General features: G+C 56.0%; 19 protein-coding genes. 7 read left to right on the plus strand and 12 right to left on the minus strand.

The features are described 5' to 3' along the window. Positions 1–273: 273 nt before the first annotated feature. The gene (locus TRESADRAFT_RS11265; RefSeq protein WP_002705810.1) at positions 274–1,110 is read left to right on the plus strand and encodes a hypothetical protein; all 837 of its coding nucleotides are present in this window, start codon (positions 274–276) and stop codon (positions 1,108–1,110) included. A gap of 121 nt (positions 1,111–1,231) precedes the next feature. Here the strand turns inward: TRESADRAFT_RS11265 and TRESADRAFT_RS11270 are convergent, their stop codons facing one another. Beyond that, positions 1,232–2,506, minus strand: coding sequence for an O-acetylhomoserine aminocarboxypropyltransferase/cysteine synthase family protein (locus TRESADRAFT_RS11270; protein ID WP_002705811.1), 1,275 nt, complete (start codon positions 2,504–2,506; stop codon positions 1,232–1,234). A 273-nt stretch (positions 2,507–2,779) separates the two neighbouring features. On the opposite strand from TRESADRAFT_RS11270, the gene TRESADRAFT_RS11275 reads away from it, so the two are divergent. The 3 genes from TRESADRAFT_RS11275 to TRESADRAFT_RS11285 all read left to right on the plus strand — a co-directional run bounded on the left by TRESADRAFT_RS11275 (position 2,780) and on the right by TRESADRAFT_RS11285 (position 4,816). After that, positions 2,780–3,319 carry an NADH peroxidase gene (locus tag TRESADRAFT_RS11275; RefSeq protein ID WP_040843035.1) on the plus strand — a complete coding sequence of 180 codons (540 nt, stop codon included), beginning with the start codon at positions 2,780–2,782 and terminating at the stop codon, positions 3,317–3,319. Between the two features lie 183 nt (positions 3,320–3,502). Next, positions 3,503–4,438 (plus strand): hypothetical protein, encoded by a 936-nt coding sequence (locus tag TRESADRAFT_RS11280; RefSeq protein WP_002705813.1) that lies wholly within the window; start codon positions 3,503–3,505, stop codon positions 4,436–4,438. Positions 4,439–4,447: 9 nt separating this feature from the next. Beyond that, positions 4,448–4,816 carry a hypothetical protein gene (locus TRESADRAFT_RS11285; RefSeq protein WP_002705814.1) on the plus strand — a complete coding sequence of 123 codons (369 nt, stop codon included), beginning with the start codon at positions 4,448–4,450 and terminating at the stop codon, positions 4,814–4,816. A gap of 325 nt (positions 4,817–5,141) precedes the next feature. On the opposite strand, the gene TRESADRAFT_RS11290 is transcribed toward TRESADRAFT_RS11285, so the two are convergent. The 3 genes from TRESADRAFT_RS11290 to TRESADRAFT_RS11300 all read right to left on the minus strand — a co-directional run bounded on the left by TRESADRAFT_RS11290 (position 5,142) and on the right by TRESADRAFT_RS11300 (position 9,474). Then, the gene (locus tag TRESADRAFT_RS11290) at positions 5,142–6,821 is read right to left on the minus strand and encodes an AMP-binding protein (RefSeq protein WP_002705815.1); all 1,680 of its coding nucleotides are present in this window, start codon (positions 6,819–6,821) and stop codon (positions 5,142–5,144) included. 77 nt (positions 6,822–6,898) lie between these two features. Next, the gene (locus tag TRESADRAFT_RS11295; RefSeq protein WP_002705817.1) at positions 6,899–7,345 is read right to left on the minus strand and encodes a MarR family winged helix-turn-helix transcriptional regulator; all 447 of its coding nucleotides are present in this window, start codon (positions 7,343–7,345) and stop codon (positions 6,899–6,901) included. Beyond that, on the minus strand, positions 7,345–9,474 hold the full coding sequence (locus tag TRESADRAFT_RS11300) for a methyl-accepting chemotaxis protein (protein ID WP_002705818.1): 2,130 nt from the start codon (positions 9,472–9,474) through the stop codon (positions 7,345–7,347). The genes TRESADRAFT_RS11295 and TRESADRAFT_RS11300 overlap by 1 nt, the downstream gene beginning before the upstream one ends. 190 nt (positions 9,475–9,664) lie before the next feature. On the opposite strand from TRESADRAFT_RS11300, the gene TRESADRAFT_RS11305 reads away from it, so the two are divergent. Together TRESADRAFT_RS11305 and TRESADRAFT_RS11310 are read left to right on the plus strand one after the other, a co-directional pair. After that, a complete protein-coding gene (locus TRESADRAFT_RS11305) occupies positions 9,665–11,347 on the plus strand; it encodes a formate--tetrahydrofolate ligase (protein ID WP_002705819.1) in 1,683 nt (560 codons plus the stop codon). A gap of 72 nt (positions 11,348–11,419) precedes the next feature. Beyond that, positions 11,420–12,199, plus strand: coding sequence for a YesL family protein (locus tag TRESADRAFT_RS11310; protein ID WP_002705820.1), 780 nt, complete (start codon positions 11,420–11,422; stop codon positions 12,197–12,199). 290 nt (positions 12,200–12,489) lie between these two features. Here the strand turns inward: TRESADRAFT_RS11310 and ribH are convergent, their stop codons facing one another. The 8 genes from ribH to TRESADRAFT_RS11350 form a co-directional block, all read right to left on the minus strand. Next, entirely contained in the window at positions 12,490–12,978 is a 489-nt protein-coding gene (gene ribH, locus TRESADRAFT_RS11315; protein ID WP_002705821.1) for a 6,7-dimethyl-8-ribityllumazine synthase, read from the minus strand. Positions 12,979–13,059: 81 nt separating this feature from the next. Then, on the minus strand, positions 13,060–14,193 hold the full coding sequence (locus TRESADRAFT_RS15325) for an NADase-type glycan-binding domain-containing protein (RefSeq protein WP_050985091.1): 1,134 nt from the start codon (positions 14,191–14,193) through the stop codon (positions 13,060–13,062). Further along, a complete protein-coding gene (locus tag TRESADRAFT_RS11325; protein ID WP_002705823.1) occupies positions 14,190–15,407 on the minus strand; it encodes a bifunctional 3,4-dihydroxy-2-butanone-4-phosphate synthase/GTP cyclohydrolase II in 1,218 nt (405 codons plus the stop codon). Before TRESADRAFT_RS11325 ends, TRESADRAFT_RS15325 begins: the two co-directional genes overlap by 4 nt. A gap of 64 nt (positions 15,408–15,471) precedes the next feature. Further along, the gene (locus TRESADRAFT_RS11330) at positions 15,472–16,128 is read right to left on the minus strand and encodes a riboflavin synthase (protein ID WP_002705824.1); all 657 of its coding nucleotides are present in this window, start codon (positions 16,126–16,128) and stop codon (positions 15,472–15,474) included. Positions 16,129–16,130: 2 nt separating this feature from the next. After that, positions 16,131–17,270 (minus strand): bifunctional diaminohydroxyphosphoribosylaminopyrimidine deaminase/5-amino-6-(5-phosphoribosylamino)uracil reductase RibD, encoded by a 1,140-nt coding sequence (ribD, locus tag TRESADRAFT_RS11335; protein WP_002705825.1) that lies wholly within the window; start codon positions 17,268–17,270, stop codon positions 16,131–16,133. A gap of 218 nt (positions 17,271–17,488) precedes the next feature. Then, entirely contained in the window at positions 17,489–17,887 is a 399-nt protein-coding gene (locus TRESADRAFT_RS11340; RefSeq protein ID WP_002705826.1) for a hypothetical protein, read from the minus strand. A gap of 235 nt (positions 17,888–18,122) precedes the next feature. Then, positions 18,123–19,433, minus strand: a complete 1,311-nt coding sequence (locus TRESADRAFT_RS11345; protein WP_040843038.1) for an ABC transporter substrate-binding protein — start codon at positions 19,431–19,433, stop codon at positions 18,123–18,125. 85 nt (positions 19,434–19,518) lie between these two features. Beyond that, positions 19,519–20,808: an aminotransferase class I/II-fold pyridoxal phosphate-dependent enzyme gene (locus tag TRESADRAFT_RS11350; protein ID WP_002705828.1), complete on the minus strand. Its 1,290-nt coding sequence runs from the start codon at positions 20,806–20,808 to the stop codon at positions 19,519–19,521. A gap of 67 nt (positions 20,809–20,875) precedes the next feature. Here TRESADRAFT_RS11350 and TRESADRAFT_RS11355 point away from each other — a divergent pair, with 67 nt between their 5' ends. Then, entirely contained in the window at positions 20,876–21,865 is a 990-nt protein-coding gene (locus TRESADRAFT_RS11355; RefSeq protein WP_002705829.1) for an AAA family ATPase, read from the plus strand.

Below are 21,865 nucleotides of genomic sequence, written 5' to 3' on the forward strand. Positions count from 1 at the left end.
TCCGCATAAACGGAACTGTCCGTGCGGATGAACGGAGCGCGTTTATGCGGACGGAGCGGGCCGTGCCATCGGGATGAATTTTCCGGTGCGCGCGGATGCGTTTCCGCTGCGAAAGCCGTTTCGGCACGACGGGGTTGGGGCATCGTTTTGACATTCCGAAAATCCTGTTCCCGAAATCCCTGTTCCGGCTTCGGCAGGCGGTCAGGCGGCGCGAATGTAAATTGCTGTTTTCCGTATTTTTCCACTGATTGCGAGTGTGATATACTCGTGCGCATGTACTACATTTTTGACGAAAAAACAGGGAAGTGGACGCCTTCGCGTACGGAAAAACTGCGCGACGTCGAGTGCGATTCCGAGAAACTCGTGCTGCAGCTCGTCACCATAGAGCCGAACGCCGAGAAGCTGACAGTTGATTTCCGCGCGACATACGCGAAGGTCGAGAAGATTGTCGACGAGATGAAGATGCGGCAGATATATTACGAGAGCGTGTTCGACATGAGAAACCATGCCGTAATCGAAAATCCGCTTGAGCGGAGCCAGTTCAGCCTGCTTGAGTCGTCGGAATGCCAGATACCGCTTGAGGTGCTCGAAATCCTCAAGAACGTGCTCGAGCTTCTTTCTTCCGGCGTCTACGGGATGCGGCTCGGCTTCGCTCCGAAAACGCTTTCCGACATCGAGAACTACGTGCGGAACCCGCTCCGCCGCATCGCGGGCGACGAGAACAAAATCGAGAACACGAAGATAAACTACCTCGACACAAGCTCGCTCGGCTGGCGCGACAGCGGCATGGATTACGAGTTCATCCTCCCGAAGAACACCGACGAGGTGTATTTCTACTCCGACTGGCTTTCGATGTTCAGGAAGGAGGACGGCAAGGATTACATCGCCGAGGTGCTTGCCAACGACATCGTGCTGATGTTCGTGAAGAAGGGAAACGAGATTGTCGCGGGAATCGAGCTGCACGGCCCGAAGATTGTGCAGGTCGCCGGAAAGTACAAGAACTGGTTCTACGGAAGCAAGGACAAATACAACGATTTCTGCGTCAACGTCAAGCGCTGGGCGGTGAAGCATTCCCTGAAAATCGCCGACGAGGAATTCTCGCGCCGGTAGGACGGGGCAAGAAAACAAAAGGGCTGCCCAAAAAGCGGTGCCGTGCGGCGGCTTTCGCTTTCGGGGCAGCCTTTTAGTTTGCGCGGGAATCTGCCGAAAAGGCGGTTCAGGCGCTTTTTTTTCAGAGCGCGGCGAGCGCGTTCTTGATGTCGGCGATAAGGTCGTCCGCGTTCTCAAGCCCGACTGAGAGGCGCACGAGGTCGGGCGCGACTCCCGCGGCGAGAAGCTCCTCGTCGTTCATCTGCCGGTGGGTGCTGCTTGCCGGATGGAGGCAGCAGGTGCGCGCGTCGGCGACATGCGTCGCAATCATGCCGAGCTTCAGCCCCGCCATGAATTTTTCCGCGGCCGCGCGTCCGCCCTTGACGCCGAACGAGACGACGCCGCAGGAGCCGTTCGGGAGGTATTTTTTCGCGCGCTCGTAGTATTTTCCCGATTTCAGCCCCGGGTAGTTCACCCACGCGATTTTGTCGCTGCTTTCGAGGAATTCCGCTATTTTCTGGGCGTTCGCGCAATGGCGCTCCATGCGGACGGGGAGGCTCTCAAGCCCAAGGTTCAGCATGAACGCGTTCATCGGCGACTGCACCGTGCCGAGGTCGCGCATGAGCTGTGCCGTCGCCTTCGTGATGTACGCCGCTCCGTTGCCGAACTGCGTGGCGTATGTGATTCCGTGGTAGCTTTCGTCCGGGGTCGTAAGCCCGGGGAACTTGTCCGCGTGCGCCATCCAGTCGAACTTTCCCGAATCGACGATGACGCCGCCGACCGTCGCGTCGTGCCCGTCCATGTATTTCGTCGTCGAGTGCGTCACGATGTCGGCGCCCCACTCGAACGGGCGGCAGTTTATCGGCGTGGCGAACGTGTTGTCCACGATGAGCGGGACGCCGTGCGCGTGCGCTGCTTTCGCGAACCGCTCGATGTCGAACACGATGAGCGCGGGGTTCGCGATTGTCTCTCCGAAAACAGCCTTCGTGTTCGGCCTGAACGCCGCCTCAAGCTCCTCGTCGGTGCAGTCCGGGTCCACGAACGTGAAATCGATTCCCATGCGCCTCATCGTCACGTTGAACAGGTTGAACGTGCCGCCGTAGATGGTTGAGGACGCGACGACGTGGTCTCCTGCCCCCGCTATGTTGAACACGGAGAGGAACGTCGCCGCCTGGCCGCTTCCGGTAAGCATTGCCGCGCTTCCGCCTTCAAGCGCCGCGATTTTCGCCGCTACCGCGTCCGTCGTGGGGTTCTGCAGCCTCGAATAGAAGTATCCGTTCGCCTTCAAATCGAAAAGCTTTCCCATCTCCTCGCTTGAGTCGTACTTGAACGTGGTGCTCTGTACAATCGGAAGCATCCGCGGCTCCCCGTTCTTCGGCTCGTATCCGGCGTGGAGGCATTTGGTCTCGATTTCCATTTTTTTTCTCCTGTAGTTTTGAATTCCTGTTTCCGCGGAAAAATTCGGAAAATCCCCGCGGCGGTTTTATTCTACCTCATTGCGATTTTTTCGTCGCTTTTGCATCCGTTATCCCGTATCATAAAAAAAAAGAAAAATCGCGGCCGATGCGTTTTTTCCTTCTTTTCCGCTTGACGTACGGAAAAAATTGTATATAATACAATATTGTAATCGTTACAAAAAAAGCGGAGAGCTGAGATGCCGCATGACGATTCGATACAGGGGGTATATATTATGAAGAAATGGGTTTGCAAGGTCTGCGGATATGTGCACACTGGCGACAACGCTCCTGAGGTTTGCCCTCAGTGCAAGGCGAAGAATGCGTTCTCCGAGATGAAGGAGAGCGCTGGTTTTGCCGACGAGCACAAAGTCGGAGTCGCAAAGGGGCTTGACGAGAGAGTCGTCCAGGATTTGCGCGACAATTTCAACGGCGAATGCTCGGAGGTCGGAATGTACCTTGCGATGGCGCGCCAGGCGGACAGGGAAGGCTATCCCGAGGTCGCTGAGGCGTTCAAGAGATATGCGTTTGAGGAGGCCGACCACGCCTCCCGCTTCGCGGAGCTTCTCGGGGAAGTCCTCACGGATTCCACAAAGAAGAACCTCCAGATGCGCGCCGATGCGGAAGCCGGTGCGTGCGAGGGAAAGCTTGCGCTCGCAAAGCTCGCCAAGGAGCTCGGCTACGATGCCGTCCATGACACTGTCCACGAGATGGCAAAGGACGAGGCCCGCCACGGTGCCGGATTCCAGGGACTTTTGAAGAGGTACTTCGGCTGATTCAGCCTTATGTAGTTGTCGCCCCGCGCGGAGAAGTTTTTTCCGCGCGGGGCATTTTTTTTCGTCGGGGCGCTGCGGTTTGGAATGCTTGATACGTTTTCAAGACTGGGGGAATGATATAATATAACAAAAAAAATATTGTCGTCCCGGACTGAAATCCGGCATGACGCGAATGGTGAGCATATGACGTATCTTCTGAAATCAGTTCGGGCGGCGTTTGTCCTTGCGGCGGCTCTTGTTGTTTCCGGCTGCGCTTCCCTGTCATTTGAAAAAACGGGTGACATAATCAGCAAATCGAACCTTTGCGCGGGCGAAAAAATCGGGGAGGGGCGCATCTTCTTTTCGGAGAAGAAAAGCGCGCTCGGAGCTTTTTTTGCCGGAAAAAGCGTGGAAAAGCCGCGCGATTTGAAAAAGGGCGATTTCTTCATCTCCGGAAGGCGGACAATCTCCGACACGCAGGGGTCTATACGGTTTTCCGGCGAGGACGCGCTTTCCGATTTCATTTTCTCGTCGAACGGATATGCGTACCGGTGGGAGGGGAGCGCGCTTGAGGACGGAGAATCGGTTCCCCTCATTTACGATTTTTACGTTTACGGCGATTTCCCGAAGGATTTCGACCTCGTGAAAGGATATTGCGGCGCGCCGGAACCTTCTTCCGTTTCGCAGAAAGTCAGGGCGTTCCTCTTCGATTCCGTTCCCGACGGCGGCGGGCGGCTTACGATGCCCCATCGCATAGACAGCTCCCGCCGGAAGATTCCGTTCGTCGTCGCGGAATTCGTGTCGGAAAGCGGCGCGGAATTCGCCATAAGCGCGACTCGCGACTACGGGTACAGGATTGGCAGGGCGACGGGAAAGTACGCGGAGATGAGCGAGGGCGAGCTTTGGGAGCTTTTCAGCGACTGGACGACGGTGCGGGATTTCGTTTTTGACGGGAACCAGGTCTTCCAGATTACGGACAAGGAGGGCGGCGTCCTTTATGCCGAATGCTCGTCGGGCGGTTATGAGATGTATGCCGCCGCTTCCGGAAACGCCGGGGAGGTCGGGCAGTGCATAAAGTCGTTCATCGGGTATTTGTGGGCGCTCGACGAGCACAACAAGTCGCGCTCCCGGCTTGAGTAGAGGAATTTTATGAGACGAAAAATCTGCGTCCTTGCTTTTGTTGCCTCCGCTTTTTTGTTTTTGTCGTGCGAGGCGTTCTTTGAGGCGTTCTTTTTTGCGGAAATCGAGGGCGCCGAATTCTCCGGCGACTTCAGGACAATCTGCGTCCATTACGACAAGGTTCCTTCGGATGCAAGCGTCTCCGTCACGGTATACAGGAAATCAGGATGGCGTGACGACTCATTTTGGGTGGTCGATTTCAGCTACAACGCGTTCCGGAACGCCCGGGAATCAATCGTCGTGCTGAACAAGGAAGTCCCGGAAAAAGGCTCGGTCGTCATAACGGCGGCTGACGGCAATTCCGAGCTTTTCGGCAAGACCGTCCTTTACCGGAAGTGACGTCGCGCGCTTTTTTAATTGGCTCTGTCCGGATTTTCGGTGGATACATGTTTCTGTCGACATTTTTAGAGATTGTCACACGGATTTGAGATTCCTAACGGAATCTCTTTTGAATGAAAACGCGGGATGATAAATCCGATTGTCATATGACAAAATTTAAATCAACCGTTTTTACGGACATAGCCTTTTGATTTGTTTTCCGAACGGATTTCTTTGGAATCGGATTCCTTGAAAAATCCGTTCGGCATGACAATATCTGAATCAATCGTTTTCAGGCAGGGCGTATCAAAAAAGGCGGCTGGAAAAATCCGGCCGCCGTCAGCTGTTATTTGTCGTTCTCGCGGATTTCGACGCGGCGGATTTTTCCGCTTATCGTTTTCGGAAGCTCGCTGACGAATTCGAGGACGCGCGGATGCTTGTAGCTTGCCGTCTTCGACTTCACGAATTCCATGATTTCCTGCTCAAGCTCCTTCGTCGGCTCGTATCCCTTCGTGAGGACGACGGTCGCCTTGACTGCCTGCCCGCGGTGCTTGTCCGGGATTCCCGTGACCGCGCATTCGAGGACGGCGGGATGCTGCTGGAAGACGCTCTCAACCTCGAACGGGCTGACCCTGTATCCGGCCGTCTTTATGAGGTCGTCCGCGCGCCCGACGAACCAGATGTATCCGTCCTCGTCGTATTTTGCCGTGTCGCCGGTGTGGTACAGGCCGTCCTTGAACGCGTTCGCCGTAAGCTCCTCGTCGTTGTAGTAGCCCGCGAATAGCCCGACGGGATGCCCCTTCGTGAATTTGAGGACGATGGAGCCGACTTCACCGGGCGCGCATTTTTTGCCGTCGCCGCCGATTATCTCCAAATCGTATCCGGGGGCGGGTTTTCCCATCGAGCCGGGCTTCGGCTCCATTCCGGTGAAGTTTCCGGCGATAATCGTGCTTTCCGTCTGCCCGTATCCCTCGAACATCTTGATTCCTGTCTGCTCGTAGAATTTGTTGTAGACCTCGGAGTTGAGCGCCTCGCCCGCAGTGACGCAGTATTTGAGCGACGAGAGGTTGAACTTCTTGAGGTTCGAGCGGATGAGGTAGCGGTAGACGGTCGGCGGGGCGCAGAACGTGTTTATTCCGTATTCCTCGATTTTGTGCATGAGGAGGGCTGGCTTGAACTGAATCATGTCGTACACGAAGACGGCGCTGCCGCAAATCCACTGGCCGTATATCTTTCCCCAGACCGCCTTAGCCCAGCCCGTCTCCGCCACCGAGAAATGGAGCCCGTCGTCGATGACGTTCTGCCACCACTTCGCGGTCGTGATGTGCCCGAGCGGGTAGAGGAAGTTGTGCTGGACCATCTTCGGGTTTCCCGACGTTCCCGACGTGAAATAGAGGAGCATCGTGTCGTTTCCGCAGGGGAACGCGCTTCCCTCGGGCTTCTTGAAATCTTCGCCGAACGCCGCCACTTCCTTTCCGAAGTCGAGCCATTCCTTTTTCGTCTTCGTGTCGTTTTTCTGCGAGCGGACAATCACCATTTTCTCGACGCTCGTGGATTTTTCGAGCGCCGCCTCGATTTCGCCGATTATCTTTTCCTCGTCGAGGGCGACAATCATCTTCACCTTCGCCGCGTTGAACCGGTACTCAATGTCTTTCGTCAGCAGCTGGTTCGTCGCGGGGATAGCGACCGCGCCGATTCTGTGCATGGCAAGGAGAATCACCCAGAATTCCCAGCGCCTGCGGAGAATCATCATCACTTTGTCGCCTTTCCGTATTCCCTGCGCGGAAAAAAATGCCGCGGCCTGCTTCGATTTCCTTGAAAGCTCCGAGAACGTGAACGTCCTCTCGTTGCCGTCGTCGTCGCACCACACGAGCGCGCGTTTCTCGGGCGCGTCCTTTGCGTATCTGTCCACCACGTCGTACGCGAAGTTGAAGTCAGCAGGCGCCTTTATCTCGTATTTTGATTTCAGCTCGTCGTAGGAGATGTTTTCGTCGGTTAGATTTGTAAACTCTTTTATCAGGTTCATTTGAAAATCCTTTGTCTGTTGTTTTCGCGTAAAATTAGACAGCGGAGATGAAAAAATGTTGCGGAAAAATCAGTTTTTTATGGGAAATCTCTGTCGTCCGATATGTTCTGCGAGAGGCGGACGAGAAGAGAGAGGAGCGTCCTCACGTCCTCGTCCGCAAGCCCCCGGTACGCCGTTGCCAGAAGTTCCTGCGACAGCGCCGATGTCGTCTCGTTGTATGCGCGCCCCTTTTCCGTGAGGGAAACGAATTTCCTGCGGGAATCGGACGCGCAGACATGAATCTCGACAAGCCCGAGGTTCTCAAGCTTCTTTACGAGGGCTGTCGTCGTCGATTTGTCGCGGTTTATCTTTTCCGTCAGCTCGGAGAACGACAGCGCGCCCTTCGAGAGGCAGAAAAGAATGAATCCGTGGGAAGTCGCAAGGTCGGGAAGACCGTTCTCCGCCATTTTTTTGTGGAGGAAATTCTGCGACTGCGAATGGATGCGCGAAATCAGCGACAGCACCGATGATACGCTGTATTCCATCAGCTTATCTTGAATCCGTTTATCTTCGTCGAGATTGCGTTTATTGCCGAGTCGACGCGCTCCGCCGCTTCCGTGAGCTGCGTTTCGATTTTTGAGACGCTCTTCGCCGTCGAGCTTGTCCGCTCAAGCGATTCCTCGACCTCGCTTGCCGAGCGCGAAAGCTCCTCCGCGATTCCGTTGAGCTCGTCCTGGCTTGCCTTCATCTTGTCGCCGGCGTCGCGCACCACGAACGTCACCTCGCGCATCTGCTTGAGGACGTCGATTATCTGCTGCGAGCCGACGTCCTGCTCGCTCATCGCGTTGCGTATCGTCGTGACAATCTGCGACGTGTTGTCCATCTCGCTGTTCGTCGATTTGTAGATTGCGTCGGACTGCGCCGCCGCGTTCACGATTTTGTCGATGAGGGCTTTGATGTCCGCAATCTTCGTCTTGATTTCCTTCGACTGCACCGATGACGATTCCGCGAGCGTCCTGATTTCGTCCGAGACGACCGCGAATCCGCGCCCCGCGTCCCCCGCGTGCGCCGCCTCGATTGCGGCGTTCATGGCGAGAAGGTTCGTCTCGCTCGCGATGTTCGCGATTGTCTTGTTCGCGACGTCCAGGTCCTTCGATTTCTCCGACATCTCGTCCACGATTGTGCGGATTTCGCGCTGCGCAAGAAGACCTTTCTTGGAAAGTTCCTTGAGCTGCTCGAACGTCACGCTCATGTTCTCGCTCGATTTCGTGACGCTCCTGATGTTTCCTATCATCTCCTCGACGGCGGAGCTTGCCTCCTCGACGGCGTTGCTCTGGCTGTTTATGAGTGAGTCGAGGTTCGTGACTTTCTCCGCGATTTCCCCGACGACGCGCTTCGAGTCCTGGACCGATGTGAGCTGCGTGTGCATCTGCCCCTCGGTCTCGCTGATTGATTTGTCGAGGTGCTCGACGTGGTCGTGCGTCTGCCCCAGGCTCCGGAGGAAATCCTCGTTCGCGGAAGACATAAGGTCGCGCGAGTTTGAGATGTCCGCGAAAAGCTGCTGCTGCTTCGCCATGAACTTGTTGAAGTTGTGCGTTATCTGCCCCACCTCGTTCGTCCCGCTTTCAGGAAGCCTGCGCGTGAGGTCTGCGTCGCCCGTCGAAATCTGCCCGAGGTTCTTGTTGATGAACTTGAGCGGCTTTATGGAATGGAAAAGGAGGAGCGATGTTATCAGCGCCATCATCACTGCCGTGACGAGAATCGTCACGCCGAGGATGAGCGCGAGCGTGTTCGCCGTCTTCTTCATCGTGCTCGTCGGGATTACGGTGATGACCGTCCACGATGTGCTCGGAATCGCGCGGAGGAAAATCTCGTTCTTGACGCCTGCGTTGTACAGCGTCGAGTGCAGGATTGACCTGTTCTTCGTCTTGCTCGGCTCTGCCGTCCGTATGTATTCGAGGGCGTCGTCGGCGAATTTCGACTGCTCAAGCGTCCAGCACGGGAACTTCAGTATCGTCTCCGTCGCGGGGCCGGCGATGTAGTATCCGCGCGAGTCGACCGTCACGCCGAATCCTTTGGGGCTTGCGATGTCCTTTCCCTTTATTTTGAGGACCGCGTTCTGAAGGTTCGACACCGGAGCGAAACCGACGAAGAATCCCTTGTCGTGGAAGTTTCCCGTCTTGCAGTACGGAATCAGCCCCGTCTCGTAGCTGTCGCCAATCGGCTCCGCGTAGAGCTGGTCGAGCTGGTTGTCCTTCATCTTCCTGAAATACGGGTATGTCGAGCAGTCCTCGATTGTCCCGTCGTCGTTGTAGAGCTTTTCAGTCGCATAGTCGGCGTACGATATCCTCACGAAGTTCTTGCTTCTCATCTTGCTGTACGAGATGAGCATACTGTGTATCTCGACCGGGTCGAACGACTCCATGCCGACCTCGTTGAACATCGTGTATGTGCGGATTTGCTGCATGTGCATCTGGTTTCTGTTGCTGATTGAGTCCGCGGCGGAGTTCACCAGCTCCATCGTGTCATCTACGACCATCTGGTCCACCTGCTTTGACGTAAGGATTACGCAGATTATGGACGAGCCCAACAGCAGCATGACCATTACGGCTATTATTTTCCATGCAATCTGGATAGCCAGGCTGCTCTTCTTGCTTCCGCTTTTCGTTCCCATTTATCTCTCCTGGAGTAGAATTTTAGATAAAATATCTTAGTATTATAAAGCAGAAAGGATTCTTTTTCCGTGCCGATAACAAAATGTTATCGTTCTTTTACAAAAACGGAAAGCGCCTATTTTGCGCACACTATCACGAAAATAGTGTAGAATCGAGCCCGAAAAAAAACACGAGCAGTTGGGGGAATGTATGACAGACATAGAAATCGCTCAGAAAAACGTGATGGCTCCTATTGCGGACGTCGCGAAAAAAATCGGTATAGGCGAGGAATCGCTTGAGCTGTATGGACCGTACAAGGCAAAAATCACAATGGCGGAACTGCGCGCGCTGCAGGAGAAGGCGCGCGACCCGCAGAAACGGGGAAAACTCATCCTGACGACGGCCGTCACCCCGACACCCGCGGGCGAGGGGAAAAGCACCGTCTCGATCGGGCTTGGCGACGGGCTGAACAGGATAGGGAAGAAGGCGGTAATCGCGCTGCGCGAGCCGTCGCTCGGGCCGTGCTTCGGGGTGAAGGGAGGCGCATGCGGCGGCGGATACGCGCAGATTGTCCCGATGGAGGACATCAACCTTCATTTTACCGGCGACATCCACGCAATCTCCATCGCGAACAACCTCATCTCCGCGATAATCGACAACCACATACACCAGACGAACGCGCTGCGCATCGACCCGCGCACCGTGACGTGGAAGCGCGTCGTCGATTTGAACGACCGCGCGCTCAGGAACATCACGATTGGGCTTGGCGGGCGGACGGACGGCATTCCGCGCGAGGACCATTTCTGCATCTCCGTCGCGTCGGAGCTTATGGCGATTGTCTGCCTCGCGACCTCGATTTCCGACCTCAAGAAGCGCATAGACAACATCACGGTTGCGCAGACGTTCGACAGGCGCCCGCTCAAATTCGGGGAATTCAAGTGCACCGGCGCGATAGCCGCGCTCCTCAAGGACGCGATAAAGCCGAACCTCGTGCAGACGCTCGAGAAGAATCCCGTTTTCGTCCATTGCGGCCCGTTCGCGAACATCGCGCAGGGAACGAATTCCGTGAACGCGACGCTCTGCGCGCTGGCGAGCGGCGATTACGTCGTCACCGAGGCGGGGTTCGCTGCCGATTTGGGCGCGGAGAAATTCATGGACATAAAATGCCGCGCCGCGGGAATCTCCCCCGATGCGGTCGTCGTTGTCGCGACGGTGCGGGCGCTCAAGATGCACGGCGGGATGGCGAAGGCCGACCTTTCGACGCCGAGCATCGCCGCGCTGCAGAAGGGCTTCGAGAACCTTTCCGTCCATCTCGACAACATCAAAAAATTCGGCGTCCCCTCAATCGTCGCCGTGAACAAATTCGTGACGGACACCGACGAGGAAATCGCCATGCTCGAAAAACTCTGCGAGACGAAGGGCGCGCGCGCTGTCCTGTGCGAGGGCTGGGCGAAAGGCGGCGAGGGAATGGAGGAGCTTGCCCGTGCCGTCGTAGACATCACGGAGAAAACGAAGGCGGACTTCCGCTACCTTTACGAGTCGAGCGCGTCGTTCGTGGAAAAAATCCGCACAATCGCGCGCCAGATATACCGCGCCTCCGACGTGGAATTCCCGCCGAGCGTCCTGAAAAAGCTCCGCGAATACGAGGAGATGGGATACAAGGAGCTTCCCGTCTGCATCGCCAAGACGCAGAATTCGCTGAGCCACGACCCCAAGCTTATGGGCGCGCCGAAGGATTACATATTCCCCGTCCGCGACGTCCAGCTGTATTCCGGCGCGGGATTCGTCGTCGTCCTTGCGGGCGACATCATGACGATGCCGGGGCTTCCGAAAATGCCTGCCGCCCTCAACATCGACATCGACGACGACGGCGTGATTTCCGGGCTGTTCTGATTTTTTGTCCGTCCGGCTCCTTTTTTCCGCTGCCGGGCGGAATTTCTTTTTTTTCGTGATTTTGGAGTGTGAATGTTCAGGTTCTTTTTGAAGAAAAATTTTGCGGACGGGTGGGACAACATGTTCTTCCTGATGGTTTCGAACGTGTTCGCGATTGTCGTGCTCGCGGCGGCGTTTTACGGAATTCGCTTCTCGCTGCGGGTAAATCCGTTCCTCCCGAACGCCGTCCTCATCGGTGCGGGCGGAATCTTGATGACGCTCATCTTCGCTTTCGGGGCGAATGCCGCGAAAATCGCGAATTTCGGTTCGGGAAGCTTCGGCACGTTCTTCAGGGCGTTCTCGTATGCGTGGCGGATAGGGTTCTTTTCGGGCGCCGCGCTCATGCTGCTAGTCCTGATGATTCGGTTCGGCGTAATCTACTACCTTTCAGCCGGCGGATTTTTCTCCCTCGCCATGATTGCGTTCCTCGGGTGGTTCTCGTTCATATCGGCGTGCGCGCTGCAGTGGTTCGTCCCGCTTTACTTCCTTCAGGAGCAGAACGGCTTCTCAAAGTGCCTGAAAAAATCGTTCATAATTTTCTTCGACAACCCGCTTTTCTCGGTCGGCGTTTTCTTCCACAACGTCGTCATCTTCCTGATTTCGTGCGCGTTCTTCATGATTGTCCCCGGCTTCTTCGGGCTGACGCTCTCCTCGACGAACGCGCTCCGCCTCCGCCTGAAGAAATACGACTGGCTAGAGGAAATGGAGCAGCGCGAGCCTGGATTCTCGACGGACCGGAACCGCCGCAACGAAATCCCGTGGGACGACCTCCTCGCCGAGGACCGCGAGACGCTCGGCCCGAGCGGGCGGTGAGCATTTCTTTTTCCGTTCCAAGATGGCTTGGTTGGAGTAAGCGTGCGCCGGTGCGCATTTGCGCACCTTCCTTGCCAGGAGGGCGGAGGCTTGCGGGTTTTTTCCCGTTCTAAGATTTGCTTGGTTGGAGCAAGCGTGCGGCGGTGCGCATTTGCGCACCTTCCTTGCCCGGGGGGCGGAGGACTTGCGGGGTTTTCCCCGTTCCAAGATTGGCTTGGTTGGAGCAAGCGTGCGCCGGTGCGCATTGCGCACCTTCCTGAGGGGAGGTGCGCGTTTGTGAGAGGGGCGGGTTAGAGGCTGATTTTTGAGAGGGCCTTCGTTTGTTTTACGAGGTTGACCATCTCGATTGCGCCGATCGCGCAGTCGTAGCCTTTGTTTCCGGCTTTTGTGCCGGCGCGCTCGATTGCCTGCTGGATTGTGTCGGTTGTGAGGACGCCGAACATGACGGGAATGCCTGTCTGCAGTGAAATCTGGGCGATTCCCTTCGAGACTTCCGCGCAGACGTAGTCGTAGTGGCTTGTCGAGCCGCGGATGACGGCGCCGAGCGCTATAATCGCGTCGTATTTCTTCGACTCCGCAAGGTGCTTGCAAGCGACGGGAATTTCGAACGCTCCGGGAACCCAGGCAAGGTCGATGTTGTCCTCGCTGACGTCATGCCTGACGAGCGCGTCGCGCGCGCCGCCAATCAGCTTCGAAACGATGAATTCGTTGAATCTCGACGCGACGATGGCGATTTTCATTCCGCCGGCATCGGTCAGTTTTCCTTCGATGATGTTCATTTTTGTCTCCTTCAAAAAAATAGTGTAGGTGCGCGGAATTCATTCCCCGCATTCCATTCTCGTTTTGTGTGCGGTGGTCTCTCAGTTTTCGCCGAAAATCCACTTTCCTCCCTTCGTCCGGAAATCGAGCTCGGCGAGGCACGTGTCGCTGAACGAGCTTCCCTTGTGGATTGAGAGGACTGTGAGCGCGCTTTTGTCCCATGGTGATTCCTGCGCTTCCGTCTTCCCGTCCGCGCAGGTGAATTCCGCTTTCGCGCCGGAGGAAATCCTTGCGATGCGGTTGTTCGCCTTGTAGAGCTTTTCCGTCTGCGCGTAGCCGTTGACAATCCGTATCCTGTCCGTCTCCGACGACGGGGATTTCACGGAGACCGAAATCTCCATCATGTCGTCGTCCGTGTCCTCGATGAAGCTTGTCGCCGGGTTTCCGTCGAACGCGTTCTGAATCGTGTAGAGGAACGGGCGTTTCCTGTCGATGAGCGCGAAGCTTCCCTCGATTTCGGCGTCGCAGTCCTTTTTGATGTCCATTTCGAGCGAGTCGCCGTAGAGGAACGCCGTCCCGAATTCCATGAACCACGCGCGGCTTTTCCGCTCGGCGGTGCGCTTCGGGCCGATGTGCGTTTCCGTCTCGCTCGTCGTGTGGAGCAGTATGCCGTTTATCATCCCGTCCCTGTTGATGATTTCGACGCTTGAGAACGAATTCTCGCAGAAGAACCATTCGTTCCCGTCGCTGTTCCAGTAGCGGAACGGTTCCGCGCAGAGGCATCTGAGCCCTTTTTCCGTCTCGACGAACACGAGCTGGAACACGTTCTGCATCGGAACGCCGAACGCCTCCCGCTTTATCGCCGAGCGGAGCCGCGCGAAAAGGGAGCGGCCTTCCGTCCGTTCCGATTCCGATTTTTCCTCGCCGAGCAGCTTCGCGCCGTAATCGTGGTCTGCCGCTATTACGCGGTAGATTTTCCCGTTGATGTATTTCTCCTCGAAAATCGCGGTCACCGAAAGAACACGCGGGGCGCGGTCGTCCCTTGCCGTGTAGGCGCGCACGACCGGCTCGATTTTTTCCTTCAGCGCGGAAAGCACGTCCTCGTTCGTGACGCGCCCGATTCTCTCGTAGTTGTTCCCGAACAGAACCTGCCTGAAATCCTGCGCGCGCGCCGCCCCGGCCGACAAGGCGATGAGCATGAGCGGAACAGCTGCCTTTCTTGCGTGGAATCTCAAAGCATATGCCCCATTCTTCGCTTTTTCGTCAGCAGGTACTCGATGTCCTGCGGGCGCGTCTTGACGGCGAGGGGAACGCGCTCCGTTATCTCGATTCCTTTCCCGCCCGCGTTTATCTGCTCGATTTTGTCGGGATTGTTCGTCATCAGCCGGATTTTCCGCACGCCGAGGTCGCGCAGAATCTGGATTCCGCAGTTGTAGTCGCGCGCGTCTGCCGGAAGCCCGAGCGCGAGGTTCGCGTCTACGGTGTCCATCCCGTTGTCCTGGAGCGAATACGCCTTTATCTTGTTTAGAAGCCCGATTCCGCGTCCTTCCTGCCGCAGGTACACGAGGATTCCGCGCCCTTCCTCCGCGATTTTTCTCATCGCCGCGTCGAACTGGTCGCCGCAGTCGCATTTGAGCGAGCCGAACGCGTCACCCGTAAGGCATTCCGAGTGCACCCTGACGAGGACCGGCTTGTCGCCCGTGACGTCGCCGAGGACGAGCGCGGCGTGCTCCGCTCCCGTTATCCTGTCGTGGAATCCGAAAAGCCTGAAGTCGCCGTACCGTGTCGGAAGGCGCGCCTCGGCTTTCCTCTCGACGATTTTCTCGTGGCTTTTCCGGTATTCGATGAGCTGCTCAATCGTGATGAGCGTCATTCCCCATTCTTTTCGCAATTTGTCGAGCTCGGGAAGTCGCGCCATGTGTCCGTCCGCGCTCATAATCTCGCAGCACAAGCCCGCTTCTTTCAAGCCCGCCAAGCGACACAAATCCACAGTCGCCTCAGTGTGTCCCTGCCGCGCGAAAACGCCGTTTTTCACAGCGATGAGCGGGAACATATGACCGGGACGGCGGAAATCAGAAGGCTTCGTGTCGTCTTTGGTGAGCGCAATCGCCGTCGCCGAGCGGTCAAACGCGCTGATTCCCGTTGAAGTCGAAACGTGGTCAATCGATACAGTGAAGGCGGTTTCGTGATTGTCAGTGTTTTTTGCGACCATCGGGAAAAGCTCAAGCTTCTCTGCGATTTCCTCGCTAATCGGAGTGCAAATCAAGCCCTTTGCATTGCACGCCATAAAGTTGATGTTCTCGCCTGTAGCTGCCTCCGCCGCACAAATCAAATCGCCCTCGTTCTCGCGGTTCTCGTCGTCGGTAACCATAATTATTTTGCCAGCGCGCAAATCCGCCAACGCCTGCTCTATGCTGTCAAATTGTATCTTCTCGTCATTCTTATCCATAAAAATATTTCTCCTCACAGGCACGCCTGTTTCTCCCTAATCTATGCCTGTTTTCAAAGTAGCCTTATCTGTGGAAGCTCGGAAAGTTCGTCATATCGATTTCAGTTTGCTTTGTTTCCTCTTTGCCAAAACTCACAAAATGCTCGATATACTTTCCGACTACGTCGCACTCCACGTTTATGATGCTGCCGACTCGCTTGTTTTTGAGCGCGGTGTTCTCCCATGTGTGCGGAATGACAGCCACGCTGAACTCGCCATAATTGCCTTCGTTTTTCACGCTCGCCACCGTCAAACTGATTCCGTCAAGCGCAACCGAGCCCTTTTCGATGATGTAGCGGAAAAGCGGCTTTTCCACGCGGAAAAAGACATTGTACGCGTTGTCTTCCCGCCGTATCGCCGTAAGCCTTCCCGTGCCGTCGATGTGTCCCGAAACGATATGCCCGCCGAATCTGCCGTCAGCCCTCATCGCGCGCTCAAGGTTCACGGGAGAGCCTGCGGAAAGCAAAGACAGCGACGTTCTTCGGAACGTTTCGGGCGTAACGTCTGCCGAAAAGCTCGCGTCGTCCTTTTTGGTAACCGTGAGGCAAATGCCGTTTACAGCCACACTTTCGCCGAGTGTCAGCTCAGAAGCGAACTTTGCTTTTATCTGCAAAACCAAAGAGCTGCCGTTTTGTTCGATTGAGCCGATTGAGCCAACGTCTTCAACAATTCCAGTAAACATCTTTAGACCTCTCCCCCTGCCCCTCGTTTGTACTTCAAAAGCACATCGTCGCCGAATTGCTCCACGCCCAAAAGACTGAACTGTACCGCGTCGTCTGGGCTGTCCACGCCATCGCCACGAATTGGCACGCGAATATCGGAAACTCCTCCGAAAATCTTTGGCGCAACATATGCGTGAACCTCGTTGGCAAAGGGCAAAACAGAAGCCGCCAACTCTCCGCCGCTTTCGACAAGAATGCTGTCGATTCCGATTGAAGCAAGATATTCAAGCACTTCTTTTATGTTGATTCTGTGCTTTTCGTCCAAGCTGAAACTTGCTGTTTCAACGCCTTGATGGAAAAGCCACTCCCGCCTGTCGCTCGTGTGCGGGTTGAAAAATCCGTAAATCACGGTAACCTTTGACGTTTTTGCAGACTTCACGAGCGCGCTTTCCTCGGGTATTTCAAGATTTGTATCGATAACAATGCGCTCTGGTTGGTGGTGCTCTTTTCCGTCGTCGAGTCGGCAAGTCAAAAGCGGGTCGTCGGCTTTCACGGTTCCTATCCCCGTCATAACCGCGGCAACGCTAGCGCGCGTTCTATGCACATTCTCGCGAGCCTTTTCGCCCGTAATCCACTTGCTTTTGCCCGAAACGGTCGCCGTTCTGCCGTCCGCCGTCATCGCATATTTCAAAATGACATATGGCATTTTGTGCGTAATATAATAGAAGAAAACTTCGTTGAGCTTATCACATTCTTCTTTCAAAAAGTCCTGCACAACCTCGATACCCGCGGCTTTGAGCTGTTCCACTCCCTTGCCGTTCACAAGGTTATTCGGGTCGCGGCTGCCGATAACGACGCGCGCAATTCCAGCCTCGATAATCGCATTCGTGCAAGGAGGTTGCTTTCCCGTATGACAGCACGGCTCAAGAGTAACGTACATCGTCGCGCCTTTCGTGTCCACGCCCTTTTCACGAGCATTTTTCAAGCAATCGCGTTCTGCGTGCAAATCGCCGTATCTATGGTGGTAGCCAGTCGCAAGCACAATGCCGTCTTTGACCAGCACCGCGCCAACCAAAGGATTTGGGTGAGTAAAACCCTCTCCTTTTTTCGCCTCATTTATCGCAAGAAGCATGAATTCCGCTGATTTTTCCGTGTCCGCCATGAAAAATAGTTTTATACCAAACTATTTATACTGTCAACGGGGTGCGGGCGTGGCGGCGAACTGTCATCCTGAACTTGTTTCAGAATCTGCAATCAAGAGATGCCGAAACAAGTCCTGCTGGCTGAAGGCTATGCTGGAAACAAAAAAACGCGCCCTTTTCGGCGCGTTTCCTTCCTCTCCTCTGAGGCGTCCTGTCGGCATCTTCCCGCCTTCCTTCCTCATGCGTCCAGCGTGAAGAGAACGCCGACGTCCGGCGTTGCGCCCGCCAGCCCGTATCCGGTTGCCTTCGCGACCTGGATTGTCGTCTGGAGCTTCATCTGGAAGCTGTCTATGAGGACGTCAATCTGCTTTTCGTTGAGCGGGGCTTCCTTTGAGGAGTCGATGTTCGGGAATGCGCGCATCGAGATGAGCTGGTCGATAAGCGAGTTCAGAATCTGGACCTTGCTTACCGTGACGCCCATCTGGTTTTCCCGTGCGGCGACGCCGGAGACATGCTCGAGCTGGGAGTAGACGACGTTTGCGGGACGGACGGGAACGTAGACCTTGTCCGAGCCGTTCGAGGCGTTCTGGAATGAGACGCTTGAGATATTGTTGTTCACTGAAACCGCATCAACCATTTTTCCCCCCTTTCTATAGAAATCAGACTGCTGTGATTGTGAAGAGTGACCTGCCCGAAAAACGCATCGTTCGGTTTGTGCTGCTTTGATGAATGCGGGTGAAAATTCCGGGCGCTTTACTTTATTTTCGGCGCGCGCGATTTTTTTTTAAGGCAAATTTGGCGCCGCATCGTTTTCCGTAATCGGGGAGGGGAAAAAGGGATTTTTTGCGCGGGAAAGCCGTCGTTTCCGCTCGTCAGTTGAACTGCTTCGCCCACGACTTGAGTCGCTCGTCGATTGATTTCGCGTCCTGCCAACCTTCCGTTCTCGTCGACTCGGCAAGGTGCGGGATGACGACGCGCTCCTTCAGGCTTTCCCAGCGGGTGGGGAGCGGGGCGGGCGCGCGGATTGCCGATTCTCCGGGCAGGTTTCCGAGCAGGTTCTTGTAGAACGTCGGGAAGAACCTCTCGTTCACGCCCTTGAGCGCCGAAAAACCGCCGCAGATTCCGAACGTCTTCGTGCCGAGGTTCATGCGGAAGCTCCTGTCGAGCATCGCGCGCTGGTTCTCCTCGTCCATCATCCACAAGAGGAACGTTTTCGCGTCCCTGCGGTTCCGTGCCGGCGATTTCCTGTAAATTCCCGCCGTCGTAATCTCGTCGTCCGCGAGTATCGTCTTGTTCGTCGTGAGCCACCGGAAATGCAGGTTCTCCGTCTGCTCCGGGGCGAGGGAAAAGAATTTGCTCGTCGTCGTGTACGCGAAAAGGCACCTGCCGGACGCGACCTGCTTGTAGTTCGGCGTGTAGAGGTATTTGAACGAGAAATCCTGCTCCGCGGTTGACGAGCTGTTCGCGTTTTTCGTCCATTCGCGCAGGAATTCCTCTGCAATCTCGAGCGATTCTTCGTCCCATGCGAGCGCGTTTCCTTCCTCGTGGAAGTCGGCGCCCGTCATCTTCGCCGCCGTGTAGAGGAAATCGCTGTTCCATGAGGGCGCGAAGCCCATTTTCGTGTAGATGCCGCTTTTCGCCGTCGCGTTGAATTCCTTCGACAGGTCGCGGATTTCCTCAAGCTCGAGCATGTGCGCGTTCTTTACGAGCGGCTTGTTCTCGTCCGAGAAGATGATTACCGGGAGATTGAAGCTCACCGGGATGAGAATTTGCTTGCCGTCCTCGTTCTTCCCGTAATCGAGGAGCGAGGAGTAGAAGAATTTCCTGTCGATTTTCCGTTTCGAGATTTCCCCGTCGTCGTCGCGCTCTCCGAGCATGTCGTCGAGGTTCGCGAAATACTTCTCGTTGCCCGAATTCTTGAGCAGCGAGCCGATGATGGCGTCGGGCGCCGCCTCGTCCTTCGCGGGTGGGAGGGACGCCGAGAGCCGTTCTTTGTATACGACGACCGCCTTCGTCTTGTCGTGCGACGCGTTGAAAAGCTCCGCGTAGGAGGCGATTTCGGCTTTGTCCGTCCATATCGTTATCGTCGAGGTCGGGCTGTCGTCGCATGCGCAGAAAAAGAGCGGGATGATGGCGAGTGCCGCCGTCAGTGCGGATATTGTTTTTCTTATGGAATTCTTCATTTTGTCGGATTGTCGGAAAAAGGAGATGGGGTTTGCAGAAAAACTGGGGCGGTTCGGAATCATGCCGTCCGCCCCCGTTTTTTTTTTACATTTCTTCGGCGGCTTCGTATATCGCGCTGTAGACTGTCTCTATCTTGTCCTCGTCGAGCGAGCTGAACGCCACCCTGAGCGTTTTGCTGTCGATTGCGATTGTGCCGATTCCGCGCTCGTTGAGGAGCTTGAGCCTCAATGATTCGGCGTCGATTCCGTTGAGCGCGAAGCTCATGAAATATCCCGAGTTGAACGGGAGCGGCGTGAGCTTTTTCGACGCGTGCGAGTCGACGAACGCGCGGACGACCTTGTATCTCCGTTCGAGGACAGCGCGGTATTTCGCCTTCTCCGCGTTGAGGTTCGGCTCGCCGAGCGCGCGGAGCATCATGCTCTGCGACGGCGTCGTCGAGCAGCTGACGGACGAGCGAATCAGACCCATGAGCTTCTTGACGAGCGCGTCGTACTGCGCGTCCGTCATGCCCTTGCAGCCGAACGTGACGAATCCGTTCCTGAATCCCCACGCGAAGTCTTCCTTCGTCGGCCCGTCAATCTTCACCGCGAGCACGTTCTCGTGGATGTCGCAGAGCGCCGCGAAAAGCGACTGCGGGTAGATGTCGTCCTCGTAGTTCAGCCCGAAATACGCGTCGTCGTCCCAGACGATGATGCGCGTCCCTTTCTCCGCCTCCGCCTTTATTGCCGCGATTATCGCCTCTGCCTCGGCGTTCGACGGGGAGTATCCCGACGGGTTCTGCGGGAAGTTGAGGATTACGCGCACGGAGCCGCTTTTCTCCGCCTCGTCGCGCAGCGCCTTCTTGAACGAGTCGATGTCGAAACCGCCGTCCCTGAACATGTTGAACTGGTGTAGCTCAGAATTGCGCCGTGTCTCGACGATAAGCGCATAGTTGTCCCAAGATGGGTCTGCCGCGAGGAGCGGATGCTTCTCGTCCACGAACAAGTCCGAGAGGAACGAGATACCTGCCGTAAGTCCCGGCACGACGACGGGAAGCGAGAAAGTCTTCCCTTTGAGGAGCGGGTTCTTCTCGAGAAGCTTTTCCTTCCACTTCGCGCGGAGGTCGGGGTTTCCCGCTGTCGGCGCGTACGAGACCAGCTCTGCCGCCGAAAGCTCCGGCGCGAATTTGTGGACGGAGCCGAGTATTATCGGTTTTCCGCCCTCCAGCGCGGTTCCAATCGTGGCGTTTGCCGTCTTGCCGAGTTTCTTTGCCTCCGCACTTTGCGCGATAATTCCCTTCGGGAAGTAGATGCGGCTTCCGAGGTCCGAAAGAAGCAAGCCGGCTGTCGTTCCGGCGAGCGTGTCGTTCAATTCTTGAGCTAAGATATGTAACATGATAAATTCAGTTTACATTTTTGGAAAATAATGTGCAATTATTGGGAAAAACGGGTAGGGAGCAGCTGTGTCTGATACGGAGAATTTTGAGGTTTGCAGAAAAGTTATCGATTTGTGCCGCGAGGAGATTTCCCGCAGGGTCGTCGGGCAGAAGGATGTCGTCGACGGGATTCTGACGGCGGCAATCGCCGGGGGCCACGTCCTTCTTGAGGGCGTGCCGGGGCTTGCGAAAACGCTTGCCGTGCGGTCTTTCGCTGATGTTTCGGGGCTGGACTTCAAGAGAATCCAGTTCACGCCCGATTTGCTTCCCGCCGATGTGACGGGAACGCTCATCTACGAGCAGAATTCGGCGACGTTCTCCGTCAGGAAGGGGCCGGTGTTCACGAACGTCGTCCTCGCCGACGAGATTAACCGCTCTCCCGCGAAAGTCCAGTCCGCGCTTCTTGAGGCGATGGCGGAGCGCCAGGTCACGATTGGCGAGAACACCTACAAGCTTCCCGAGCCGTTCATCGTCCTCGCGACGCAGAACCCAATTGACGAGGAGGGGACGTACAACCTCCCCGCGGCGGAGCTGGACAGGTTCCTCCTCAAGCTAGTTGTCTCGTATCCGACGCCGGAGGAGGAAATCGCCGTCGTCAGGACATGCGGGAAGGCTCCCGACATCCCCTTGCGGAAAATCCTCGACGCGGAGAAGATTTTTGCGATGAGGAAGCTCGTCGATTCGATAAAATGCGACGACAAGATTGTCGAGTACATCGTATCAATCGTCAGCGCGACCCGCGCCGACAAAGACAAGCGCCAGTTCAAGAGCCGCCAGAGCGAATTCTCGAAATACATATCGTTCGGCGCGTCGCCCCGTGCGGGAATAGCGCTCCTTCAGTGCGCGAAGGTCCAGGCCCTGTTCGCGGGGAGGAATTTCGTCCTTCCCGACGACGTGAAAAGCGCGGCCCTTCCCGTTTTGCGGCACCGGATTGTCCTTTCTTACGAGGCTTCCGCCGATTCCGTCACTTCCGACGAGCTTATCGGGAAGATTCTCTCTCTTATGCCGGCTCCGTGA

Source organism: Treponema saccharophilum DSM 2985 (assembly GCF_000255555.1).
In the GTDB taxonomy this organism is placed as follows: Bacteria; Spirochaetota; Spirochaetia; order Treponematales; family Treponemataceae; genus Treponema_D; species Treponema_D saccharophilum.